At 63.9% G+C, this 23,733-nt stretch carries 18 protein-coding genes; 10 read left to right on the plus strand and 8 right to left on the minus strand.

The genetic code is table 11. The features are described from left to right. The first annotated feature begins 36 nt into the window (after window positions 1-36). Window positions 37-594 (plus strand): HNH endonuclease, encoded by a 558-nt coding sequence (locus ACVIW0_RS34750; RefSeq protein WP_016845270.1) that lies wholly within the window; start codon window positions 37-39, stop codon window positions 592-594. Window positions 595-686: 92 nt separating this feature from the next. Here the strand turns inward: ACVIW0_RS34750 and ACVIW0_RS34755 are convergent, their stop codons facing one another. Continuing rightward, complete coding sequence (locus ACVIW0_RS34755) at window positions 687-899, minus strand: hypothetical protein (RefSeq protein WP_461356448.1); 213 nt, start codon at window positions 897-899, stop codon at window positions 687-689. Between the two features lie 181 nt (window positions 900-1,080). On the opposite strand from ACVIW0_RS34755, the gene ACVIW0_RS34760 reads away from it, so the two are divergent. The 6 genes from ACVIW0_RS34760 (at window position 1,081) to ACVIW0_RS34785 (ending at window position 6,274) form a co-directional block, all read left to right on the plus strand. Continuing rightward, on the plus strand, window positions 1,081-1,227 hold the full coding sequence (locus ACVIW0_RS34760) for a hypothetical protein (RefSeq protein WP_461356449.1): 147 nt from the start codon (window positions 1,081-1,083) through the stop codon (window positions 1,225-1,227). 140 nt (window positions 1,228-1,367) lie between these two features. Next, window positions 1,368-2,579, plus strand: coding sequence for an MFS transporter (locus ACVIW0_RS34765; RefSeq protein ID WP_461357510.1), 1,212 nt, complete (start codon window positions 1,368-1,370; stop codon window positions 2,577-2,579). 86 nt (window positions 2,580-2,665) lie between these two features. Further along, on the plus strand, window positions 2,666-3,154 hold the full coding sequence (locus ACVIW0_RS34770; protein ID WP_461356450.1) for a MarR family winged helix-turn-helix transcriptional regulator: 489 nt from the start codon (window positions 2,666-2,668) through the stop codon (window positions 3,152-3,154). A 2-nt stretch (window positions 3,155-3,156) separates the two neighbouring features. Then, the gene (locus ACVIW0_RS34775) at window positions 3,157-5,208 is read left to right on the plus strand and encodes an FUSC family protein (protein WP_461356451.1); all 2,052 of its coding nucleotides are present in this window, start codon (window positions 3,157-3,159) and stop codon (window positions 5,206-5,208) included. Continuing rightward, entirely contained in the window at window positions 5,205-5,411 is a 207-nt protein-coding gene (locus ACVIW0_RS34780; protein WP_461356452.1) for a DUF1656 domain-containing protein, read from the plus strand. Before ACVIW0_RS34775 ends, ACVIW0_RS34780 begins: the two co-directional genes overlap by 4 nt. Then, window positions 5,408-6,274: an efflux RND transporter periplasmic adaptor subunit gene (locus ACVIW0_RS34785; RefSeq protein ID WP_461356453.1), complete on the plus strand. Its 867-nt coding sequence runs from the start codon at window positions 5,408-5,410 to the stop codon at window positions 6,272-6,274. Before ACVIW0_RS34780 ends, ACVIW0_RS34785 begins: the two co-directional genes overlap by 4 nt. A 76-nt stretch (window positions 6,275-6,350) precedes the next feature. Here ACVIW0_RS34785 and ACVIW0_RS34790 read toward each other — a convergent pair whose 3' ends face one another. Beyond that, window positions 6,351-7,217, minus strand: coding sequence for a tetratricopeptide repeat protein (locus ACVIW0_RS34790; RefSeq protein WP_461356454.1), 867 nt, complete (start codon window positions 7,215-7,217; stop codon window positions 6,351-6,353). Between the two features lie 74 nt (window positions 7,218-7,291). Further along, window positions 7,292-7,948, minus strand: a complete 657-nt coding sequence (locus ACVIW0_RS34795; RefSeq protein ID WP_461356455.1) for a FecR family protein — start codon at window positions 7,946-7,948, stop codon at window positions 7,292-7,294. Between the two features lie 476 nt (window positions 7,949-8,424). Between ACVIW0_RS34795 and ACVIW0_RS34800 the strand changes: the two genes are divergently transcribed. After that, a complete protein-coding gene (locus tag ACVIW0_RS34800; protein ID WP_461356456.1) occupies window positions 8,425-14,154 on the plus strand; it encodes a DUF5801 repeats-in-toxin domain-containing protein in 5,730 nt (1,909 codons plus the stop codon). An 82-nt stretch (window positions 14,155-14,236) separates the two neighbouring features. On the opposite strand, the gene ACVIW0_RS34805 is transcribed toward ACVIW0_RS34800, so the two are convergent. Further along, entirely contained in the window at window positions 14,237-16,006 is a 1,770-nt protein-coding gene (locus ACVIW0_RS34805) for an alkaline phosphatase family protein (protein WP_461356457.1), read from the minus strand. Between the two features lie 525 nt (window positions 16,007-16,531). Here ACVIW0_RS34805 and ACVIW0_RS34810 point away from each other — a divergent pair. Beyond that, a complete protein-coding gene (locus tag ACVIW0_RS34810) occupies window positions 16,532-17,737 on the plus strand; it encodes a cytochrome c peroxidase (RefSeq protein WP_461356458.1) in 1,206 nt (401 codons plus the stop codon). Between the two features lie 12 nt (window positions 17,738-17,749). Here the strand turns inward: ACVIW0_RS34810 and ACVIW0_RS34815 are convergent, their stop codons facing one another. The 4 genes from ACVIW0_RS34815 to ACVIW0_RS34830 all read right to left on the minus strand — a co-directional run bounded on the left by ACVIW0_RS34815 (window position 17,750) and on the right by ACVIW0_RS34830 (window position 22,997). Further along, window positions 17,750-18,421, minus strand: coding sequence for a hypothetical protein (locus tag ACVIW0_RS34815; protein ID WP_461356459.1), 672 nt, complete (start codon window positions 18,419-18,421; stop codon window positions 17,750-17,752). A 121-nt stretch (window positions 18,422-18,542) separates the two neighbouring features. Then, window positions 18,543-20,600 carry an alkaline phosphatase family protein gene (locus ACVIW0_RS34820; RefSeq protein WP_461356460.1) on the minus strand — a complete coding sequence of 686 codons (2,058 nt, stop codon included), beginning with the start codon at window positions 20,598-20,600 and terminating at the stop codon, window positions 18,543-18,545. 238 nt (window positions 20,601-20,838) lie between these two features. Next, window positions 20,839-22,215 carry a cytochrome c peroxidase gene (locus ACVIW0_RS34825; protein ID WP_461356461.1) on the minus strand — a complete coding sequence of 459 codons (1,377 nt, stop codon included), beginning with the start codon at window positions 22,213-22,215 and terminating at the stop codon, window positions 20,839-20,841. Beyond that, a complete protein-coding gene (locus ACVIW0_RS34830; RefSeq protein ID WP_461356462.1) occupies window positions 22,212-22,997 on the minus strand; it encodes an EfeM/EfeO family lipoprotein in 786 nt (261 codons plus the stop codon). Before ACVIW0_RS34830 ends, ACVIW0_RS34825 begins: the two co-directional genes overlap by 4 nt. 243 nt (window positions 22,998-23,240) lie before the next feature. On the opposite strand from ACVIW0_RS34830, the gene ACVIW0_RS34835 reads away from it, so the two are divergent. After that, complete coding sequence (locus ACVIW0_RS34835; protein ID WP_461356463.1) at window positions 23,241-23,732, plus strand: prepilin peptidase; 492 nt, start codon at window positions 23,241-23,243, stop codon at window positions 23,730-23,732. The last annotated feature ends 1 nt before the right edge of the window (window position 23,733 follow it).

Here is a 23,733-nt window from a genome sequence, read left to right on the forward strand (position 1 = left end):
TGCTGCTTCGCAGCTAATGGGAGTCAGGAGCGTTATTTGAACGCACATGTCTCGCAAGGCGGTTGGCCGGTGCTGGTCTTGAATGCGGACTTCCGGCCGCTGAGTTATTACCCGCTGTCGCTCTGGTCCTGGCAGGACGCGATCAAGGCGGTGTTCCTCGATCGCGTCAACATCGTCGAATATTACGACCGCGCGGTACGAAGTCCTTCGTTCGAAATCCAACTGCCGAGCGTCGTATCCCTCAAATCCTTCGTCAAGCCGACCACCCACCCCGCTTTCACCCGGTTCAACGTCTTCCTTCGCGACCGATTCAGTTGCCAGTATTGCCTGTCGGGCGACGACCTCACCTTCGATCACATCATTCCGCGCAGCAAGGGTGGCCAGACCACCTGGGAGAACGTCGTCGCCGCCTGCTCGCCCTGCAATCTGCGCAAGGGCAATCTGACTCCGCAGCAGGCCAAGATGTTTCCGAAGCAGACGCCCTATGCACCCACCGTGCATCAGCTCCATCGCAACGGCCGGCTCTTCCCGCCGAACTATCTGCACGAGAGCTGGCTCGATTATCTCTACTGGGATACTGAGCTCGATCCGTAAGGCGCGTTGAGCAGACGTCCTGCTAAAGCTTGTGATAAATAGCGCGCGGCGACGATGCTCGTTGTCGTCGCGCGCGCTGCGGTTTGTACGCGCTATGTCGGACGCTTGGTGAGGGCCGCCTCGCCCTCTTCGCGTCCGGGAACGCTGACGTGGACCTCGTGCCCCAGCCTGATTGCCAGTGCCGCGGCAGCGGCGGCCGACTCGAATGCAGCTTCCTTGGTGGCGTATCCCGCATTGAGATTGCCGTCGTGCAGGACGCCCCATTCCTCGCCGGCTGCTATCACCGCATATTGAGCCAGTCCCATCGTCTGCTCCTTGCGCAAGCTGCGCTGCGCATCTGCATGCCTCCGAATGAGGCTTCAACAATGCCCTCGGATAGAGGTTCCTAAGCCGCTTCGGTTCGGCCCTCGCACAGTTAGGAACGAAGCTGCACCGGTCGCGTCGGACTATGTGTCGGAATATTTTGTGACAAGCAGGACGCCAAAGATGGTCCGAGAAGGTCCCGCTGAACCAGCTCCCGCAAGCACCGCCGAGACGACGCAGGGGATCCGGGCGCGTCCCTATGGGATGATGATCACCTCTGCGATCATCGCGCTCGTGGTCATCGTGCTCGCCTACACGCTGATGCGGTAAGGAGGCGAACGTCTGTCCCACTCCGCCTCGCAGAGGCGTGGGAGCAAGCGGCCTGCGCCATGCAAATTGCGCCGCTGCCGGTTGCGCAGAAATATCAACTCATCACCAGTCCGTTCGGCATTCCCGCGCGTTCATGGAACATGCCCGATCGCAACGCAAAAAAATCTTCTGCGCCTGCGCGCCTTTGGCCGCTGCTGGCCGTGAACTTCTTCATGGCAGACATGCAGTCGGGAATCGGGCCGTTCGTCGGCGTCTTCCTTCAACTGCACGGCTGGACCAGCGGCCTGATCGGGACCGCGCTGACGCTCGGTAACATCGCGGGCATGCTGATCACGACGCCGATCGGCGGCTGCATCGACACGACGAACCACAAGCGGGCCTGGGTGATCGCGCCCGGCGTCGCGGTCGTGCTGGCATCCGCAGTCATCCTGATGTCGCAAAGCTTCTGGGCCGTGGCACTGTCCCAGGTCGCGACGTCGATCGCGGGGGCCGCGATCGTTCCGGCGGTCACCGGTATCACGCTCGGCATCGTCAAGCAGCGCGGGTTCAATCGGCAGAACGGCCGCAACCAGGCCTTCAACCACGCCGGCAACATGGTCGGCGCCGCGGCATCGGGTTATCTCGGCTGGCAGTATGGCTATGTGGCGGTCTTCGCGCTCGCCGCCTTGTTCGGCGCGGTCACGATCGCTTGCGTTCTCTTGATTCCGCCCGACAGCATCGACCACCGTGCCGCACGCGGCAAGGAAGAGGATCCGGACAGCCAGCCCAGCGGCTTCTCCGTGCTGGTCAGGCACAGGCCGCTGCTGGTGCTCGCGGTCGCATTGGCCGCGTTTCATCTCGGCAACGCGGCGATCGTGCCGCTTTACGGCCTTGCCGCGGTCGCCGGCCATCATGCCAATGGTCCGAGCTTCGTCGCGACGACGATCGTGGTTGCGCAGGCGGTGATGATCCTGGCATCGATCGCCGGCATGCACGCAGCCGAGCGCCGGACCTATTGGTCCGTCCTGTTGCTGTCGTTCCTGGCCTTGCCGGCGCGCGGCGTGCTCGCCTTCTTCCTCTCGGGCTGGTGGGGCGTTCTCCCTGTGCAGATCCTCGATGGCATCGGTGCCGGTCTGCAGAGCGTCGCGGTGCCGGGAATGGTGGCGCGCTCGCTCAGCGGAACCGGCCGCGTCAACCTTGGACAGGGAGCGGTCATCACGATTCAAGGCATTGGTGCCTCACTGAGCCCGGCGCTCGGCGGCTGGATCGCGCAATGGGTCGGCTATGGCCCAGCCTTCCTCATGCTCGGCGGGTTGGGATTTCTGTCGGTCGCGATCTGGATCGTCTTCCGGTCGACCGTGCAGAAATACTGACGACCACGATCGCATTTGCGTGAGCACCCGCGCCGATCGGGATTCTATTATTGCATCCTAATAGTTCGTATCCTATCTAATTTTCCATGCCTCCGTCGCAGTCCCATATCCACGCCGAGATCGGCCGCCTGATCACCCGGCTTGGGCGGATCTGGCGCCGCGAGTCGGATCGGGCGCTGTCGGATCACGGCCTGTCCTACGCGACGGCGATTCCGCTGCTGGTGCTGTCGCGGCAGGGCGCGAACGTCCGTCAGGGCGTGCTGGCCGACGAGTTGGGGATCGAGGGGCCGTCGCTGGTGCGGTTGATCGATCTGCTGCAGTCTGAAGGTCTGGTCGAGCGTCGCGAGGACCCGACCGACCGGCGAGCCAAGACGTTGCATCTCACCCCAACCGGCGCAGCCAAGGTCGAGGAAACCAACAGGGTGCTGCGCCGCGTGCGGTCGAGCCTGCTGAAGGATATCGGCAGCGAGGAACTTGCGGTAACCTTCGAGGTGCTCCTGCGCATCGAGCAGCGCGCGAGCCGCTTGCAGGACGCCAAGACGACTCCGGCCGCAACTGCCCAAGAGGCGAAATAGTCATGCGCGCGGAAGAGCCGTTCCTGGTCCGCCACGCGGACCTCATCTTCGCGTTGAAGACGTTCGCCGCGTCGATGCTGGCGCTCGTCATCGCGTTGATGATCGATTTGCCACGTCCCTATTGGGCGATGGCGACGGTCTATATCACCTCGCAGCCGCTGGCCGGCGCGACCAGCTCGAAAGCGTTCTTCCGCGTCATCGGCACGCTGGTCGGCGCCAGCATGACGGTCGCGCTGGTGCCGAGCCTGATCGATGCGCCGGAGCTGCTGTGCCTCGCGGTCGCGCTCTGGGTCGGGCTCTGCCTGTATCTGTCGCTGCTCGACGGCACGCCGCGCAGCTATGTCTTCATGCTGGCCGGATACACCGTCGCATTGATCGGCTTTCCGTCGGTATCCGCCCCGGGCAGCATCTTCGATATCGCGCTGGCGCGGGTCGAAGAGATCTCGCTCGGCATCATCTGTGCGAGCCTGGTGTCGACCGTGGTGTTTCCCCGCAGCGTCGCACCCGCAGTCGGCGGCCGGGTCCGGAGCTGGCTGGCGGATGCGCGCCGCCTGTCCCGCGATGTGCTGCTTGATCGCGGGAGCACCGAGACGCGCCGGGCCGAACGCCTGCGCCTTGCGACCGACATCGTCGAGCTTGATACCCTGGCCACCCATCTCGCCTATGACCGGCTGGCCGACGCCGGCCTTGTGCGCGGCCTGCGTGAGGTCCGGCTGCGCATGCTGATGCTGTTGCCGATCATCACGTCGATCGAGGACCGGCTTCTCGCTCTCGGCGAGGCGGCACTGCAAAGGCAGCCGGAGCTGCGGCGCCTGCTCGGCAATCTCGCCGATTGGATCGTGGAAGAGGATCGCCAGCGGCAATCCGGCGAACAGATCAGGGTTGCGATCGCCGAGCGGCAATCCGCGCTCGACGGGCTCGCACCGCGGGAGCGCATCATCACGATCAGCCTGCTGCTGCGGCTGCGCGAGCTTGTCGACATTTCGGCCGATTGCCGCGCGGTGGGCGATGCGATTGCCGCGGGCCGGGATATCGCGACCGTCCCGCTGGCGTTCCGTCCGGAGTCGGGGGCAGCACCAGTCCGTCATCGCGACCACGGCATGGCGCTTTGGTCGGCCGCGGGAGCGGCGGTGGCGATCCTGATCTGCTGCGGCCTGTGGATTGCGACCGGCTGGCCCGATGGCGCCTCGGCGCCGATGATGGCGGCGGTCGCCTGCTCCTTCTTCGCCGCGCAGGATGAACCGGCGCGCAGCATCCGGGCCTTCGGCATGTTTTCGCTGGTCGCGATCGTCGTCGTCGCGATCTATCAGTTCGCGCTGGTGCCGGGCATCACCCATGTCGAGGTCCTGATCGCCGCGCTGGCGCCGACCTTCCTCGCCTACGGCGTCCTGATCGCGCAACCGAAAACCGCGCCGATCGGCATGGCGCTCGCTGTCAACACCGCGACGCTGCTCGCGCTGCAATCGACCTACAGCGCAGACTTCGCCAGTTTCGCCAACAGCTCCGTCGCCTTCTTGCTCGGCATTGTGATCGCCGAGATCGTGACGCGGATCGCGCGCGGGGTCGGCGCCGAATGGATCGCCAAGCGGTTGATGATATCGACCTGGCAGACGCTCGCTGACGCGGCCGAGCGGCGCGGCCGCGGCGATCGGGCGCAGTTTGCCGGCCTCATGCTGCATCGGCTCGGGCTGCTGGTCCAGCGCATCGCCTTCATCTCCGAGAGCGACCGTCGCGATGCCGACAGCCTGGTCCAGCTGCGCATCGGGCTCAACATCATCGACCTCAGGCGGGCGCGCTACGGCCTCGCTGCCTCGACCGTACGCGCCATCGACGACATGCTGGACGATCTCGCTGCGGCGTTTCGCGCCCGTACCGGCGAGGAGATGCGGGCCGAATTGCTGTCGCGCGTCGACGCGGCGGTGACCGCGGTCATCAAGGATCCCAATGAGCGCGCACGGGACGATGCGCTGCTCGGCCTCGTCGGCATCCGCCGCGGCCTGTTTCCGGATGCGCCCGCGTATCGATCGCAGCCCGAGGAGAGCTTTGCGGCATGAGATATGAGCTCGACATCTACGGTGTCCTGGTCCCGGCGCTGCTGCTGTGGCTCATCGTCGCCTATGCGCTGAGCGCGGTGGTGAGCCGGATCATGCAGCGCTTCGGGCTGTACCGGCTGGTGTGGCACCGCGCGCTGTTCAATTTCGCACTGTACGTATGCCTCCTGGGCGGCGTCGTTTATCTTTCGGAGTTTCTGCCATGAAAGGGAATTTCGCCTGGCTCGGCCGGGTCGCGTTGACCGCGGTCGCGCTCGTCGCGGCCATTGCCGTCGCGCGCGCACTCTGGATTTATTATATGGAGTCGCCGTGGACCCGCGACGGCAGGGTGCGCGCCGATGTGGTTCAGGTTGCTCCCGACGTGTCCGGCTTCGTCACCGACGTGCTGGTCAAGGACAACCAGCCGGTGCATCGCGGCGATATCCTTTTCCGGATCGATCGCGCGCGCTTTGCCCTGGCGTTGCAGCAGGCCGATGCCGCGGTCGCCGGCCATCGCGCGACGCTGGATCAGGCCGAATCCGATCTTAAGCGCTACAGCTCGCTGACCACCGATGCGGTGTCGCAGCAGAAGCAGGAGCAGGTGCTGGCCACGCAGCTCCAGGCCAAGGCCGCCTACGACCAGGCGGTCGCCGATCGCGCCGTGGCGCAGCTCAACCTCGAGCGCAGCGAAGTGCATGCATCGGTCAACGGTACCATCACCAATATGGATCTGCGGCCCGGTGCCTACGTGTCCGCGGGCAAGGGCGTGATGGCGCTGGTCGACAGCGACACGTTGCATGTCGAAGGCTATTTCGAGGAGACCAAGCTGGCGCGCATTCACGTGGGCGACAAGGCACAGGTCCGGCTGATGGGCGAGCCAGTCCGGCTCACCGGACATGTCGAGAGCATTGCGGCCGGCATCGAGGATCGCGACCGCGGCCAAGGCGCGAACCTGCTCGCAAACGTCAATCCGACCTTCAGTTGGGTTCGGCTGGCGCAGCGCGTCCCTGTGCGCATCGCGCTCGACCATCTGCCGGATCGCATTGCGCTGGTCGCCGGCCGTTCGGCGACGGTCGAGATCATGGACTAGCCTGCCGGGCCACGCAGGCGCCAACGGCAGCAAGCCGGCTGTCCTTGCTTACGGTGGCTTCCTTCGCCAAGCGCGTCTATTGCACGCCGTAACGTTTGAAGTCGTCGCCGATGCCGGCTTGAATTGCCTTGGCGGCTGCGATGTCGCTATTGCCGCCGGTCTTGTCGCCCTGCTTCAGCTTCGCGAGCCCGCGTCCATAGAGTGCACTGGCGAGCTTCGGGTCGACGCGAAGCGCCGAACTGTAGTCGTCGATCGCCGCGCCAAGCGCGCCGGTCTTCAGATAGACCAGGCCGCGCGAGTCATAGGTGGCAGCGTTGGCCGGTTCCGACTGCAGCGCCTTGTTGCAATCTTCCAGCGCCTGCTGCAACGCGCCGAGGATGGCCCGGCTCCAGCAGCGTCCGTTCCACACCCCGTCCAGGTTCGGCTCGAGGCGAATGGCCTGATCATAGTCCTGGGCTGCGCGGGCATAGTCATGCTTCTTCAGATGGGCGCCGGCGCGGTTGGCGAAGGCCTCGCCGTAGTTCGGGTTGAGCTTGATGGCCTGATCGAAGGCGTTGGTGGCGCGATCGTAGTCGCGCTTCCCCAAATAGGCCACGCCGCGGTTGTTGAACGGCTTGGTGTAGGTCGGATTGAGCTCGATCGAATGATTGAAATCCCGGATGGCGCGGTCGTAATCCCCCTTGGTCGCATAGGCGTTGCCGCGATCATTGTAGGCGATCGCGAGGCCAGCCGGCGTCATGTCCTCGGCGGCATCGATCAGCGCCGTGCATGCAACAATGCGCGCGTCGACCGCCTTGCGATCGTGGCTGCTGCACAGCTCGATATTCTGCAGATAGTTGCCCTTTGGCTTCGGATTCTGCGCGGCCGCCGGCGATGCGAGCGGCAGCAGGAGCAACAGCGCCGCCAAGCCGCCACTCGCAGCGGGACCCGCACGAGGCTTCATGTCTGGCTCCGGTCTTGATGACGCGAAGCCGCCGATTTCCGTGAGTAGCCGCACAAGACCGACGCCTTGCTTGCCTAGCACCCTCGACAAATCCCGGGGTTGAACCTGTGGTAGGTGTTTTGTTCGGATTGCGGCGTCGCGCGTGTCGCGGGCTTTCTCACGAGCTTGCTCTTGCCCTCTTCGACCAGCGTCGCGAACCTGACCGTTCCATCGTCGGAAATCTCGATGCGCGGCGTGGTGCCTCGAATTCCCATCGTCGCGGCCGGCGTGTCGATCTTCATGTCGCCGGTCTTGGCGATGTTGCCGGCGACGAAGGTGAAGGTGCCATTGGCCAATTTGAACAACGTCGAATTCGACTTGCCGTTCGGGTCGTAGACGAACTCGGTCATGGCCATCTTGGCGTTGCTCGACAGATTGAACGAGGTGCCGTCGGTGAAGTTGATTCCGACCCGTCCGTCGGCCCCGGTCTGCACCACGTCGCCCATATAGATGCGGTCGCCGACCTTGGCCTGCGACGGCTGATCCGACAGAGCGGCCTGCACGACGACAGCACTCGGATGCTCGATCGTGACCGAGCCCGTGGCCGTCACGACTGTCCCGATGAAGTTCGCCGAGGACGTTTGAACCGCGGGTTGGGCGCGCTCGGTTTGCGCCCGCACCGGACCAGCCGTCAGCGTCACGAGCGCCAAAACGAGACTTGTAAGCAATTGAGCAATCAAACGGATGCGCACGATCCCCTCCGTTGAGAAGATCTTGTCGTGTCACGGCGCGATGATGATCTGGACCGCCGGGCCGGGACCGCAGGACCTTTACCGCCAAACGAGTTGTCGCAAAAACAGGCCTAAGGGCCTGGTGTCGCTCGACTAAAAATTAATAAGTGGACAATTTTCATGGTAAATATACACTAAATTTCGTGGGGCTGCACCCGCGATAATGGACAGCTGGTCTGTCATTTCCGCGATGGCTCCCCGCCGCATTGGAAGCCGATTTTTCTCTACCGAATACAGTTTCAATCAGGACGTTTCGGCGGGCAAGCCTATGGCTGCGGGTGCGAGGTTTTTTCACCTCGCAGCGCGCGCAAGCCAGACCAAGAAAACGACGGCAGCACCTACCGCCTGAGCGTTCAGCAGGCGAAAAGCCAATGTTAGTCGCGTCCGGCGTAACGTTCGGGGGCGCGAGCTCGGCCGTTTTAGGCCAGCTGCCCCGAGTGGTTGGTATTGTTGATACGGTGATCGGTCGCGGCACCATTATGCGTGCGCGCGACATCGCCCTTTCAGCCGTGGCCGGCGATCCGGTTTGCCAGGGCGACATCATCGAGGTCGCGGCCGGCGGACGGGTCGAAATCCGCTTGAACGATGGGGCAATGCTCGACCTGCCAGCCGGCAGCCGGCTGGAGTTAGGCGACTTCGCGCAGGGCTCCGGCAGTAGTTCGCATCGGGGCCTGTTTGCCAAAACCAGAAGCATCTTCCGCTTGATCGGCAGCCGGCTGGCCGGGCCAGGTGTCCTGACCGCGGACACGCCGATTGGCACCGTCAGGGCCAGCGGCTTCAGCCTGCTGTCGTTCGCTGCGCTGACCTTCTCCCTCGCGAAGGACGCCCGGGCCGCCGAGCCCAACGTCACCTTCCTGGACGACGACAACATCGCCTACAAGGACATGCACCACGGCGTGTTCGAACTGGTGACCAAGGAGGCGAACCCCCGGCATATCGTCGTCGACGACCCCGGGGTCACGGTCATCCTGACCACAAGAGGGTCGTCGGTCAGTGTGAGCCAGGTCTCGAACAGCCCTTCCCACATGGAGGATTTGCGCTACGCCCAACAGGAGGCGCTTGCCGGTTACGCGAAAGGCGTATGGGCAAAGGGATCCGGCGCGCCCACCTACAACGGGTCGCCGCTGCTGCAGCCGATCAATTTTTCCGACCCGGACCCCCCGCCGGTGCCAAACCAGCTCGGGCCGCTCCCCGGGGCTGTCCTCCCCTATGTCATCATCTACCACCCGCCGCCGCAGCCACCGAAGCTGAACCTTGGCGCGGCGCCGATGGAGGTCGATACGTCGATATTCGACGATTTCAGCAGCGCGCACGGGACCTTCGCCGCCTCCACCACCAACGGCGGCGCACTCACCTTCGGCCTCGTCGGCGGCGTCGCAAGCAACATGGTGCGGGGCGCGCAGAACTACGACGTCTCGAGCGTCGGCACGTTTGGCACGTTCTACCTCAACAGCGCGAGCGGCGCTTATACCTTCGTTCCCAACAACGATGCGATCAACGCGCTGAAGGTCAACGCGATCCAGAGCTTCGTCGTCACGGTATCGGACGGCACGCTCATCTCCAGCGAGAGCTTCAACATCACGATCGTCGGCGTCGATGACGCGTCCATCATTTCCGGCGTCACCAATGGTTCGGTGGTCGGCGCGGTCGGCGTCAACGGTGCCTCGCCCAACCTGCTTATCGCAAGCGGCGCCCTGACCGATACCGACGTCGACGATCCCGCCAACACTTTCACGGCAGTGAACACGCCGACGACAAGCGCGGGCGGCTATGGCTCGTTCACGATCACCACGGACGGCGTCTGGACCTACACGCTCGACAACGACAACAGCACGATTCAGGCCCTCGGGGTCGGTGACGTGCTGACCGACAGCTTCACGGTGACCACGATCGGCGGGACCCCGCAGCTCATCACGATCACCATTCACGGCCCGCTGATCGGGGCCGGGACGGCGCCGGCGCTGACGCTGAGCGAGACGCATCTGACGGCGACCGCGCTGGACGACAACATTGGAGGCTCGGCGCCCAACGCGGCATTGACGACGATTTCGGCCGACTTCTCGGCTGCATTCGTCACCGCAAGCGGTTTGAGCGGCACGACAGTCAGCTACGCGCTGATGATCACCGGCGGCAACGGTACCGCATCGGGACTGATCGATTCGCATACCGGCCTCGCCGACCTGCTGGTTTTGAACGGCAACACCATCGAAGGCCGTGTCGGCGCCATCGACGGCGCGCTGGCATTCACCATCGCGCTCGATCCGGTCACGGGACGCGTGACCTTCACCGAATTCCGCGCGGTCGCACAGCCGCTCGGCACCAGCCCGGATGGCGGCGAAGGCGTGGCGCTTGCGACCGGGGCCGTCACCCTGATCGGGACCGTCACGAAGGACGGCGAATTCCAGGATGTGACGCTCGATCTCGGCAGCAGATTGACCATCACCGACGATGGCCCGAGCATCAGGACCAACGGAACAGCTCCGTCGCTGACGTTGAGCGAGACACATCTGACCGCAACGGCGCTGGACGACAACATTGCAGGTTCGGCTCCGGACCTGTCGCTGACGACGACCTCTGCCGATTTCTCGACGGCCTTCACCTCGGTCCAGGGCGCGGACAGTGCGGCAATCCGCTATTCGCTGACAATCGCGGGCGGCAACGGCGCGGCGTCAGGTCTGATCGACTCGCATACCGGCCTGGCCGACGTGCTGATCCTGAACGGCAACACGATCGAGGGCCATGTCGGCACGACCACCGGCACCTTGGCGTTCAGCATCGCACTTGATCCGATTACGGGCCGGGTCACCTTCACCGAATACCGCGCGGTGAAGCAGTCCGGCACCAGCTCCGAGGGCGGCGTTACGTTGAGCGCCGGAGCTGTAAGCCTGGTCGCCACCATCACCGACAGCGATGGCGATTTCCAGATCGCGAGCCTCGATCTCGGCCAGCAGCTCACGATCACGGGCGACAACCCGAGCATCAAGACCAATGGCAACACTCCCTCGCTGACGCTGAGCGAGACGCATCTGACTGCAACCGCGCTCGACGACAATACCGCAGGCTCGGCGCCGAACGCGGCGCTGACGACGACGTCTGCCGACTTCTCGACGGCGTTCAGCTCGGTTCAGGGCGCGAACGGCGCGACCATCGGCTACGCCCTGACGATCACCGGCGGCAACAATACCGCCTCGGGCCTGATCGACTCGCACACTGGGCTTGCCGACGTGCTGGTCCTGAATGGCAACACCATCGAAGGCCATGTCGGCACAACCGGCGGCGCGCTGGCGTTCACCATCACGGTCAATCCGGCGACGGGACGCGTGACGTTCACCGAATACCGCGCGGTGGTGCAGCCGCTCGCCACCAGCCCGGACACCGGCGAAGGCGTCGCTTTCGGCATCGGAATCGTGAACTTGGTGGCGACGATCACCGACAACGACGGCAATGCGCAGAGCGCGAGCCTGGACCTCGGCAAGCAACTCACGATCACCGACGACGGCCCGAGCATCGGGACATCGGGCACGACCCCATCGCTGTCACTGAGCGAGACTCACCTCACGGCGACGACATTCGACGACAACATCGCAGGCTCGGCGCCGAACGCGGCGCAGACCACGACATCAGCCGACTTCTCGACCGCCTTCACCTCGTTCCGGGGCGCCGATGGGGCGACCATCAGCTACGCTCTGGCGATCGCCGGCGGTAACGGCACCGCGTCGGGCCTGGTCGATTCGCACACCGGCCTCGCCGACGTGCTGGTCCTGAACGGCAACACCATCGAGGGCCATGTCGGCGCCACCACCGGCACGCTGGCGTTCACCATCACGCTTGATCCGGTGACCGGGCGCGTGACCTTCACCGAGTACCGGGCAGTGACACAGCCGCTTGGCACCGATCCGGATCACGGCGAAGGCGTCACGCTCGCCGGCGGGATCGTCAGCCTGACGGCCACCATCACCGACAAGGATGGTGACTTCCAGAGCGCGAGCCTTGACCTTGGCAAGCAGCTGACGATCACCGACGACGGCCCGAGCATCGAGCTGAGCGGGACGACGCCGGCGCTGTCACTGAGCGAGACGCATCTGACGGCGACCGCGCTGGACGACAACATCGCGGGTTCGTCGCCGAATGCGTCACAGACGACGACATCAACCAACTTCTCGACCGCGTTCAGCTCGGTTCAAGGCGCCGACGGCGCGACCATCAGCTACGCGCTGAAAATCACCGGCGGCAACGGGACCGCGTCCGGCCTGATCGATTCGCACAGCGGCCTCGCCGACGTGCTGGTTCTGAATGGCAACACGATCGAGGGCCGCGTCGGCACGACCACCGGCACCCTGGCCTTCACCATTACAGTCGATCCGGCGACCGGGTTCGTCACCTTCACCGAGTACCGGGCGGTAACGCAGCCGTTCGGGACCAACCAGGACAACGGCGAAGGCATCTCGCTCGGCAGCGGCATCGTCAGCCTCACGGCGACGATCACCGACAAGGACGGCGACTTCCAGAGCGCGAGCCTCGATCTTGGCAAGCAGCTGACCATCACCGACGACGGCCCGAGCATCAGGCTGAGCGGGACCAGGCCATCGCTGACGCTGAGCGAGGCCAATCTGACGGCCACAGCGTTCGACGACAACACGGCCGGTTCGGCGCCGAATGCGTCGCTGACGACGACGTCGACCGACTTCTCGACGGCATTCTCCTCTGTTCAAGGCGCGGATGGTGCATCCATCGGCTACGCATTGACGATCACCGGCGGCAACGGCACCGCCTCCGGCCTGATCGACTCGCACACCGGTCTCGCCGATGTACTGGTTTTGAACGGCGACAAGATCGAAGGACATGTCGGCTCGACCACCGGTACGCTGGCATTCACCATCGAAGTTGACCCGGCGACGGGTTCCGTGACCTTCACCGAGTATCGCCCGGTGACGCAACCGCTCGGGACCGACCCCGATACCGGCGAAGCCGTCGCGCTGAATGCCGGAACCGTCAACCTGGTTGCGACCGTCACCGACAAGGACGGTGACTTCCAGAGCGCGAGCCTCGACCTCGGCAAGCAGCTGACGATCACCGACGACGGCCCGTCGATTGGCGGCTTCTCGGACACCGACATCGCCGCTCAGGACAACCAGACCGTCAACGGCACCTACACCATCAATTTCGGTGCGGATGGCGACGGCGGGATGTCCGTTGCGGTCCACAACGGCGCGGTCGGCAACACCGGCTATAATCTGGCCACCTCAAGCCTCGGCGGCGGCATCACCTCGGTGCATGTCACCGGAAATGGCGATGACTACAATTTCTACTACACGACCCACGCGGTGGGCGGCGGCGTCGAAATGGACGCCTACCTGTCGGACTCTAGCGGCGCGCTGACTGATCCCTACTTCAAGCTGCTGATGGATCCGGACGGGACCTTCTCCTTTAATCTGGAGAGCGTCGATGTGCTGAAGCAGGTGACCGTGGCCGGTTCCACGTTCGGCGCCTCGGGCAGCGGCACGCCCTCACTGACGGCTCCGGATGGAGTGCTTGTCATCACCGGATCCGACAACGGCGGTCATCCGATCGATGTCAAGGCGTCAAGCAATGGCATTGCGGTCGGCGATACCGGGCTGAGCATGGATCCCAATGAACAGTTGAACCTCGCATTCTCCAACGAGCAGCCACAGATCAGCTTCATGCTGACGCAGTGGCAAGGCAATGGCACGGCAGGCGTGGTCTTCAAGGTGCTTAACGGCAGCTCCGACGTACACGACTTCAGCATCGACATTCCAAAGCCACATAGCGGCAACGCCACCGTCTTCGTGCAGGAAACGTCGGATACCTCGCTGATCAACACGTCCACCTTCGACAGCGCGACATCGACCTACACGCTCTATGTTGGCGGGGAGTTCAATAAGGTCCAGATCGACTACGATCAGGCGGCAAGCGGCAACGCCACCTTCACGATCAACAACATCACCTATATCGAGAAGACGACCATTCCGGGCACCGATCTTCTGTTCGACGTGCTCGCCACGGACAAGGATGGCGATTCAGCCGCCGCCGGCCTTCAGGTCGATATTCTGGGCACCACGACCGCGGCGCCCGCGCCCATCATCGCAATGGGCGGCAGCAGCATTTCAGACCCGGTTACGCACGTGCAGCACGATCTGATTTTGTAGAGGCCCTGAAGCCTGGCAGAAGGTCCTGGCCCGCGCCAGACGTTGACGCGGGCCAGGATTTTGTCTCGAGACCATTGTCGTATCAGTGCCAGCCCTCGCCGGCCTTCAGCGCCGCCGAGAGGCTGCGCACAGGGCGCGTCACCAGCGGCTCAAGGTCGAAGCGCTTCTCGAGCATCTTGAGGATCGACGTGGTGTCGAAGTCCTCATGCGCGACGCCCGACTTGTTGAAGCGCTTGGCGATCAGCAGCGCCGGAATGCGGGTGCCCGGGCCCCACTGGTCCGCAGCCCTGGCTTCGGCGCCATGGCGGTTGTGCGGCGGCGGCGGAACGTGGTCCCACTGACCGCCGAACTCGTCATAGGTGATGACGATCAGGGTGTCCTTGCCGTCCGGCCCCTCGACGATCGCCTTGACCAGATCGACGAGATGCTGGCTGCCTTCGGACTCGCTGGTGTAGCCGGGATGCTCGTTCTCCTCGCCGATCGGCTTGATGAAGCTGACTTGCTTGAGCCGGCCGTTCTTGGCCGCCTGGATGAACTCCGCCTCGTCCTTCAGATGATCCCGGCGAGCCTGCGTACCTGGCGCATAGTTGGCGAAGTAGTTGAACGCCTGATGGTGATACTGGAAGTCCACGTCAGGGCAGTTCGGGAACACTGCGGTGGAGGCATGGTTGGGATCGGTGCAGGTCGTGCCGCTGCCGTTGGTCCAGCCGGAGGCGCCGACGTCGCCGTTGGCGTTCGACCAGCCGCCGGAATACCAGGCCCAATCAACATGCTTGGCCGACAGCCGATCGCCAATGTTCGGCGTATGCAGCGGCGGCAGGCGCTTGATGTCGGGGGTACCCGGAGAATAGGGCTGGTAGGTCGGCTGCGTGGTGTTGATCGCGTAGTCGCCGCAGGCAAGGCCGGCCGGCAGACCGGTCTGGTTGCACTTGGCGGTCAGCTGCGCATCCTTCACGGTGGAGAGCGGGGTATAGAGCGGCGTGCTGGTCGGCATGCCGTTGGCATCGACGATCGAGTGGAAGTCGTTGGCGCTGCCGTCGTTCAAGGCGCCGACAAACTGCGGCGCCGCAGCCGCGACGAGGAACTGGTGGTTGAGGAACGAACCGCCGAACGCACCCTGGAAGAAGCTGTCGGCAATGACGTAGTTCGGCGCGCCGTGGCCGTGGAGATAGGTGTAGATCGGCAGCTTCTTGGTGTCGTAATAGCCCATCACCAGGCCCGCAGCATCGCTGCCGGTCATGTAGCGGTTCTGCCGGCCGCCATTGAGCTGGTACTGCTCGCTGTAAAAGCGGTGCACGATATCAGCGGTGCAGCCGCCGGGGGCGCCGGTGCCGTTGAGGAAGCCGTGCGCCGCGAAAGCGCCGAGCGGCTTCGGACAGGTGGTCGCCGAGGTCGGGATGAAATCGTTGATCTCGAACGGCTTGTTCTTGAAGGCGCTGAGAATCGCAACCGAGCCCGTATTGTCGGTGCAGGTGGTCGGCTGCGGCGACGGCGAGGTCAGGTTGACATCGTTCTGCAGCAGGCAGGCATAGACGGTCTGATTGTCCTGCCGGACCTGCAGCGTGTGGGCCTGGTCGGCGTCGGCGGTGCCGTTGATCCGGTCACGGCCGACATCGCCCCAGTGCCCGTAGAGGTTATCGAAGCTGTGGTTTTCCTGATAGATGACGACGATGTGCTTGTACTGATGCACGCCTTCATGGCCGCGGTCGCGTAGGTCACGCAATTCGTCCCGCACCTCGTGCTTGAACTCATCAACGATCTTCTCGACCAAATTCTCGGCGTTTGCCACCGGCGAGATGGCAACGGCGCCAGCAACAATCGCGAGCGCCGGAATGGCTCCCCAAAGCCGCATAGTGCTCTCCTGATTTCAGAAAGAAATAGAAATGGAGTTACACGCTATGCAAAACACATTTCGCTGGGATGACCGTTTTTCGACGCGCGCACAAACCCATCACCGGAGCGCTTTCGCGCCGATAAAATTTTGCCCGATGAGATGTGCAGATCGGTTTCTGCTTGGTTGCCGTCATCAAACCGCAATCAACGGTCGTCTATTCAATCAGACGGTCATTGATCCTGCCGACAGGAAACTGTCACACGCGTGACATCTTCCGAGGCACGGCGGCGCATATGCATTGTGACGGGGGCATTCATCTCGCAATGGCTTGGGATATTCTGGCGTCCGACATCGGAAGATGTCGTGACACATCCGCCGATCGCGCAAGACCGGCGCGGGTCGTCTTGCTGGCACTCGCCGTTTCCCTTCTTCCGTTGCGCGCGATGGCCTTCCCGCTCGGCGGCGACCAGACCGTGCTGCCGGCCGGCACCGAATTGTCCGAAGAGGCGCTGGCGCGGCCGCGAGCTGTTTCATTCGGAAGCGATGGGCGGGCGAAAGTCCTATCTGGTCAATCTCGGCGATCTCGCGTTCAACTCGCCCTCCATCCTGGGCGGCAATGCGCGCCAGGCCGAGATGAGCTGCGGCACCTGCCACGTCAACGGCGCATCGAACCCAAAGCTGTTCGTTCCGGGCGCATCCTCCCGCCCGGGCACCTTCGACACCACGAGCCTTGTCTTCAACGCGAAGACATTCAACAGCATCCTCGATCCGGTCAGGATTCCGAGCCTGCGGGGTGCCCGCTTCCTCGCCCCCTACGGACATGACGGGCGCATCACCTCGCTGCGCGAGTTCGTATATAATGTCATCGTCAATGAATTTTCGGGCCCGAAGCCGAGCGACCAGGTGCTCGACGGCCTTGTCGCCTATATCAACGACATCGATTTTCTGCCCAATCCAAAGCTTGCTCCAGGCGGCAGGCTCGGCACGCAGGCCAGTGTCGAGGAACGGCGCGGCGAGCAGTTGTTCTTCAAGCCGTTTCCGAAGCAGGCCGAGCTGAGCTGCGCCGGCTGTCATGTCCCCGCGGGCACCTTCAACGACCAGCTGCGTCACGACGTCGGCTCTGGCGGACTGGTCAAGACCCCCAGTTTGCTGAACGCCAATTTCAATGCGCCCTACTTCCACGACGGCCGCTACGACACCTACGAACAGGTGATCGAGCATTTCGATCGGGTGTTCGACCTCGAGCTGTCGGCCCAGGACACGCGGGACCTCGTGGCCTATCTGAATGCGGTCGGCGACGGCGAACGCCCCTTCGACAAGGACGGCGTCGTGCTCCGGATGAAGGAAGTGCTCGAGCTCTCGAGCGTGCTCGAGGTCGCGATCGCGGCCGCCGATACCGCGGTGGTGTCACTGGCCGTGACCGGGGTAGGCGCCGAACTGCGCGAATTGACCGAGCATATCCCCGACATCAGGAACGCGACGGTCGGCGGCAAGGACGAGCGGCTGGCGGCGCGCGCGATCCTCAAGGATCTCGTCCTCACTTTGCGCCGCATCGATCTCGAAGTCGCGGCCGGCCATACCGACGAAGCGCTGGCCGAATATCGCAAGTTTGCCCAGCTGGTGAATTTCGACGTTCCCGTCGCCCTGAAAAAGGCCGAGCCCTGGTCGCTGTTCAACAGCAACGTGCATCAGGCGCACTACTCCGCACTCGGTCGGATGCTGCCGGCGACCAGCCAGCAATCGCAATGACGCAGCGCATGCTCATTGCGAGGCCGGCGGCGCGACCCACACATCGCTCTGCTGGATCCTGCGGATCAGCGCCTGCGGATCGAACTTGCGCAGACCTGCCGGGATTTCGAACGCCTGCGCCGGCTGCGGCTCGTCGCGGATGTGATCGGCGGCGATCACGGTCCCTTCCGCGGTCTTGATCCGCACCGGAAATCGACGCGCGCGGTCGATCCAGCCGACAAAGCCGGCACCGGACGGCGCCGCGATTCGATAAACCTCCGTATTGCGGCCCGCGATGGCTTCCGCGCCGTCGCGCTGGCAGTGCCAGGTCGCAGGATCGACCGGCGCAGCTAGCTGCGCGATCGCCTGCCATTGCCGGCACGGATCGTCGGGATCGACGACAACGAACATCCCTGTCAGGGGGCTGGACTGCCTCGCGTCCATGAAAACATGTGCGCCGGGACGGACGAAAACCGCTACAGGCTTGGCCGCATCGACCAGGAAGAAGCCGTCCGGCAGCGCGCTCGTCTCCAGGCGCACCCTTCCGTCCAGGACCCGCAAGGCTCCCACGGTGGTTGCCGCGCCGTCTTTGCTGGCAACGAGGTCGGCGGAAAATTGCTGCGCCACGGCCTGCGTCGCGGCATTCGCCAAAATGGCTATGGCAAGCAGGCCGGGTGCCGCTCTCGTCTTCGCGTGACGCTTCATCTGAAGTTTTCCAGTCGATCGGGTGGTCGATGGGCAGAACATGACGGCGCCGACCGAACCATCGGTTCGATCGGCGCCGGCGTTGGTTCGGATCAAGAGCTCGCTGCGAACGAGCGCTCGATCACTCGGTATAGGACAACGTGACCGGCTTGCTGAAGTCGAACGCGTCGAACAGGTCGGACAGTGCCGGGCTGTTGGTCGGCACGTACTCGTTGTTCTTGGCGTAGCTCGGGTTTGGCAAATTGTCGCGGCTGCGGTTCGTCAGCGGCTGGAGACCCCAGTTGCGCTCGATGAACTTCAGCAGCGAAACGTGGTCGGCGTAGTTGTGGTTGACCTTGCCGCCGGTCGAGTAGGGCGAGAGGATCAGGGTCGGGATACGTGGTCCGTCGCCGAAGAAGTCGATCGACTGCGTGTAGCCCGAGTCCCAATAGCCGCCGGCCTCGTCCCAGGTGATGAAGACAGCGGTTTCAGCCTTGAGCTCCGGATTGTTCTCCAGGGCGTTGAGCACGTTCAGGACATAGGCCTCGAACAGATCAACCTTCGAGCTCTGCGGGTGACCGTCGAGCAGACCGTCCGGCTTGCCGAACGACACCGCAGGCAGCGTGTTGCCCTGGATCGCCGTGATCAGATCCGCAGTGTCCTTCATGTGAGCCTGACGCACGGCCGGGTTGGCCATGATCGAGGTCGCATACTGGAACGGATTGCAGATCTGGCAGTAGGCAACACCGAGCGCGTGCGCCGGATCGGCGACCGCAGCGGCGCTGAGATTCGGGTTCGACGGATTGGCGGCAACCGCGGCGTTGGAAAGCGCCACGGCGTCGTTGAACGCACCGCCATAGTACGCCCAGGAGATGTTCTTCTCCATCAGCGCATCGCCGATCGTGCGAACCGGCGACGGCGGCACGTTGTTGCCACCCGACAGCGCGCCGTTCGGAAGATAGCCCGGATTGACGTTGTTGAGCATGTAGTAGTGGTTCGGCTTGCAGTTCGGCTCCGCCGCGTACGGCAGGTTGTTGAGGTAGGTGACGATCGGCTTCACGCCGGGCTGGAAGATATCGGAGCAATTGCTCCAATTGCCGTCGACGGTGTAGCGGTTGACCGAGCCCGCGACCGGATTCGGATTGGCGATCAGGTTGGCCGGCGGCGTCACCGGGTTGCCCTTGCCGTCGCTCCAGAACTCCGCGTCGCCGGTGCCGAGCATGAAGTGGTTCGCGCCGGTGCCGCCGTGGAATGACTGGTGGAAGTTGTCGCTCAGGGTGAAGCGGTCGGCCAGCATCTTCAGGACCGGAGCCTGACCCTGCTGGGCGTTGTAGAAGCCCATCGAGTTGGCCATGCTCTTGTTGGACGCCGAATAGGTCGCCATCACGAACGGGAACAAATCGTTCAAGCAGCCCGAATTGTTCTTCTTGGTGGCATTGGCGGCGCTGCAATCTTCCTGCTGCCAATCCTGATAGAAGCGATGCGTCGAATCGCCGGTGTAGTCGTCGTCGCTGATCTGCTCGCCCTGCAGCGGGAAAGGTCCGTTGAGGCCGCCGGCGCCGGGAACGCGGGTATCAAGCACACCAGTCGGCAGGCCGCTGAAGCCGGTGGTGAGGATATCGAGATCGGCCGGGTCCATGTCCTTCTCGACGCTGGCCTCGGCGATCGTCTTGAACGGAGGCGACGTGTCGCTCTGCGCGGTCGGCGTACCGTTGGTGTTCGGTTGCGGCATCAAATTGGTCGCGTTGTAGGGCGACTTCGAGATCGCAGGCGCGCCGATATAGTAGGCGTTCTGGCCCGCAACCGAGTACTGCTGCGCCTGCGCGAAGTTCGGTCCCGGCGTTCCATCCTCGTTGACGATACCCTTCGACAACAGGTTGGAGATGGTCTGCCCCTTGCCCTTCGGCTTGTACACACCGAACGTGTGATCGAGGCCGCGGTTCTCGCCGATCAGGATGATGACGTGCTTGATCGGCGAAGCCGTCTTCACGCCATGATCGCCGTCGCCATGATGGCCATGGTCCTCATGCTTTGCACGTTCGCCCTCTTCGTGCGCCTGGTGATTGTGATGAGACCGCTTGTCCCAATCGCTGCGACCGCCGGGATAGTGAGCGGCATATGCGGCTGTTGCGACGAGCACCGTTGACGCGATGCAGAGCGCGGTGCTGGTTCGCCAGTGCTTTTTGTAATTCAAACTCATTGTCGACCTCAGGGTGTTTTGCGGTTAGCAACGCACCCTGCTTAGTGCGGCAGTATGACGCATGCTTTTCGCTTACGTGAAAGCCGCGAGAAATTTCGAAACGTTCAAAGATTTTTTGTGGAGACAGCCGCAACCGCGCGCGGCTTGGCCACGAGTCAGCATTTCAACCCATGATCGAAATTGATCGAGCGATCCGCGCGGCGACGCGGATCGCAAATGCACCGCAAGCGAAGCTCGATCAATGCGCAATATGCCTGGAGCGCATCACCTGGCGAAGCGCAGCATAATGTTGGTCATGCACATCCTGATTGAACAGCGACCACGGCTCGGCGCTCGCCAAAAGCGCCGGCACCGCGGCGGCCATCAGGTTGCGATAATTCCTGAACTCGTTCGCGGCATCGGCGCTGCGTCCGGCGGTGACCGCCATCTCGATGCGCCGCAGCGTCAGCACGAGCTCCTTGAGGCTGTTGCGCGCCAGCACGCGCTGCTGCTCGCCGCCGGATACGCTGGTGTTCTTGCGGTCGGGATATTGCTCGGTCAACTCGCGTAGTTCGCGCCCGATCGTATCGACCGCAAGCGCGACAATATCCTTGTCGCCGGCAGGAATCGCGGTCGCGAGCACCGACGAGAAATCGTTGATCTCCTTCAGCGTCGCACCGGCCCCGTCACGCTCGTAAGGCTGCACGCCATCGCCGATCGCCGTGAGATAGGCGACGAGGTCGCCCTTGTCCTGCGCCGAGAGCTCCAGTTGAAAAGTCCGGTCGAAATAGTCGACGACCTGGTTGTAATTGTCGAAGCGGCCGTCGTGGAAGTACGGCGCGTTGAAGTCGGCGTTGCGCAGCGTCGGCGTCTTGAACAGGCCGCCCGACCCGATGTCGTGCTGCTGGTGGTCGACGAAGCCGGACGATGGAACATGGCACCCCGCGCAGCTCAGCGCCGCATCGTGCGGGAACGGTTTTGCGAACAATGCTTCGCCGCGACGCTCCGCGTCGGTGATCCTGCCGGCCAGCCGCCCGGCGGGACCGAGGCTCGGATTGGACAGGAAGTCGATGTCGTGGAGATAGGCCACGACGGCATCGAGCGTTGCCGGCGACGGCTCGGGACCCGCGAACTCGTTGGTGATGACGTTGTGGACGAAGTCGCGCAGCGAGGCGAAGCGGCCATCGGCGCCGTAGGGCGCCAGATAGCGCGCGCCGCGCAGGCTCGGGATCCGCACCGGATCGAACGCCAGGTTGTTGGCCTTCGGATTGAACAGCGGACCCGTGGTGTCGAACGTGCCGGGCCGGCTCGACATCTTTGGCATGAAGAACTTGGCGTTGTTCGCGCCATTGACGTGGCAGGTGCCGCAGCTCACGCCGGCCTGCCGCGCCACCTCGCCGAGCAGCCCGGGCGAATTGAACGCGAGATCGCCGAGATTGACCAGATACGACTTGGCGCCGGTCCGCTCGGACTGGAACACCTCGCGTGGCTTGTCGAGCGCATCCTCGTTCAGCTCGGTCGTGACCGGCAGCACGGTCTTGTCACCGTCGACCGGAAACGCCGCGACACGCCCGAGCAGCGCAAGGGCGAAGGCAGCGGAGAGCAGCGCAGCCAGACGCAGGTGAAGCGATCTCATCGCGCCTGGGCCTCCAGGGTCGGGCGCTGCAGCCCGAGTTTTGCGGACGCGCTCTGCAACGCGACGACCAGCTCCTCGCTGGTCTGGCGCAGATCGGCGATATTGACATGCGGCAGATCGGGCGTCGCGACGATCGCCTCGAGCTGCTCGATCCGGTTGGTCACCATCTCGTCGAGCTTGCCGTCGACGGTGTTGAGCGCGGCAGAGAAGATCGTGTGGTAGGCGAAGTCGATGCCCGCGATGTTGTTGCGCATATCGTCCAGCGAGGTGCCGCTGATGCGCGACTCGCCGCCATCCGCCTTGCTCTCGCCGACCTCGTAGGCGAGCCGCACGGTGCCATCCAGCAGGCCCTGCGGCGTCAGCTTGATATCCTTGAGCTTGCCGTGAAGATCATAGAGGTGCTCGACGAGGCCGCTGGCGTCGGCGGCAACCTCGGTGTTGCCGGCTCCGAACAGCTTCGCCTCGATCGCATGGAACCCGCTGTCTGCGTTCGGCCAGGCGTCGATCTGCGCATCGAGCTCGGGCACGAAGCCCGCGGTGAACACTTCCGAGCGCTCCCAGCCGGCGCGTGCCGACAGCCAGGCCTTCTTCGCGCCGGGCAGATCGGCCGCAGCGGCGCGCTCGCGCAACGCGCGCGCGCCTGCCAGCGCGCTGGCAACGCCCTCGATCAGATACGGCCGATAGCGCTCGGCGCCGTCCTCGAGAGCGCCCGCGTTCGCGGCGCGCACGCCTGCCGACGCTGCCAGCAAAGCCAGGCACGCCGCCACTCGCATCTTGTACATAGTCAACCCACTCATCTGCCACGAAGGGCTCGCGGCACGTCGCGGAGCGAACTATTGTCGGTATCCACTGCGGATTTGTGACAGCGCAGACTTTTTGTCGCATCTTTTCCGCTTTGCGATCGCGGTTGACGATCACAATCGCGCAAAATATCGCGTGGTGCTTGGTCGATTGAAAATGCACTGTTCAACGCGCACGTATTGTTGCAACACAGGGCCGGCACGCCGCACACTTGTCCCGCCACCATGCAGATCGATCGCGAAGTTCTTTATTTCATTACGTCTTATGGCGCGCTTTGCGCGCTCTGCTGTGCCGTCGCGCTGATCGATCTGCGCCACGGCATCATTCCCAATTGGCTGAACCTTGCGATCGCGGCTCTCGGGCTGGCGAACGTCGTGATCACGGGAGGCCCGACCGCCGCCATCCCTGCGATGGCGATCGCCGCCCTCGTCGGCCTGCTGTTCTTTCTGTTGCAGCGGCTTTACTTCGCCGTGCGGCATGTCGATGGGTTGGGACTGGGTGACGTCAAGTTTCTCGCCGCGGCGACGATCTGGGTCGGTGCCTTGGGCATTCCGACCCTGCTGCTGATCGCGGCGCTCGCGGCCCTTGGTGTTGTCGGCGGCCTGCAGCTTGCAGGACGTGAAATGAAGCGCCAGACCTCACTTCCGTTCGGTCCGTTTCTCGCGCTTGGGCTGCTCGTGACGCCGGCCCAGCAAAGCTGGCTCGGGTTGAGCTAGC

This window comes from Bradyrhizobium sp. USDA 4454, assembly GCF_054822705.1.

Excerpts from the sequence above, each read along its gene's own strand:
- ACVIW0_RS34785 (WP_461356453.1), top strand. The coding sequence starts at position 5,408 with ATGAAAGGGAATTTCGCCTGGCTCGGCCGGGTCGCGTTGACCGCGGTC.
- ACVIW0_RS34815 (WP_461356459.1), bottom strand. The coding sequence starts at position 18,421 with ATGAAGCGTCACGCGAAGACGAGAGCGGCACCCGGCCTGCTTGCCATA.
- ACVIW0_RS34775 (WP_461356451.1), top strand. The coding sequence starts at position 3,157 with ATGCGCGCGGAAGAGCCGTTCCTGGTCCGCCACGCGGACCTCATCTTC.
- ACVIW0_RS34835 (WP_461356463.1), top strand. The coding sequence starts at position 23,241 with ATGCAGATCGATCGCGAAGTTCTTTATTTCATTACGTCTTATGGCGCG.
- ACVIW0_RS34765 (WP_461357510.1), top strand. The coding sequence starts at position 1,368 with ATGCCCGATCGCAACGCAAAAAAATCTTCTGCGCCTGCGCGCCTTTGG.
- ACVIW0_RS34805 (WP_461356457.1), bottom strand. The coding sequence starts at position 16,006 with ATGCGGCTTTGGGGAGCCATTCCGGCGCTCGCGATTGTTGCTGGCGCC.
- ACVIW0_RS34830 (WP_461356462.1), bottom strand. The coding sequence starts at position 22,997 with ATGTACAAGATGCGAGTGGCGGCGTGCCTGGCTTTGCTGGCAGCGTCG.
- ACVIW0_RS34760 (WP_461356449.1), top strand. The coding sequence starts at position 1,081 with ATGGTCCGAGAAGGTCCCGCTGAACCAGCTCCCGCAAGCACCGCCGAG.
- ACVIW0_RS34820 (WP_461356460.1), bottom strand. The coding sequence starts at position 20,600 with ATGAGTTTGAATTACAAAAAGCACTGGCGAACCAGCACCGCGCTCTGC.
- ACVIW0_RS34780 (WP_461356452.1), top strand. The coding sequence starts at position 5,205 with ATGAGATATGAGCTCGACATCTACGGTGTCCTGGTCCCGGCGCTGCTG.
- ACVIW0_RS34825 (WP_461356461.1), bottom strand. The coding sequence starts at position 22,215 with ATGAGATCGCTTCACCTGCGTCTGGCTGCGCTGCTCTCCGCTGCCTTC.
- ACVIW0_RS34770 (WP_461356450.1), top strand. The coding sequence starts at position 2,666 with ATGCCTCCGTCGCAGTCCCATATCCACGCCGAGATCGGCCGCCTGATC.
- ACVIW0_RS34755 (WP_461356448.1), bottom strand. The coding sequence starts at position 899 with ATGGGACTGGCTCAATATGCGGTGATAGCAGCCGGCGAGGAATGGGGC.
- ACVIW0_RS34810 (WP_461356458.1), top strand. The coding sequence starts at position 16,532 with ATGGGCGGGCGAAAGTCCTATCTGGTCAATCTCGGCGATCTCGCGTTC.
- ACVIW0_RS34790 (WP_461356454.1), bottom strand. The coding sequence starts at position 7,217 with ATGAAGCCTCGTGCGGGTCCCGCTGCGAGTGGCGGCTTGGCGGCGCTG.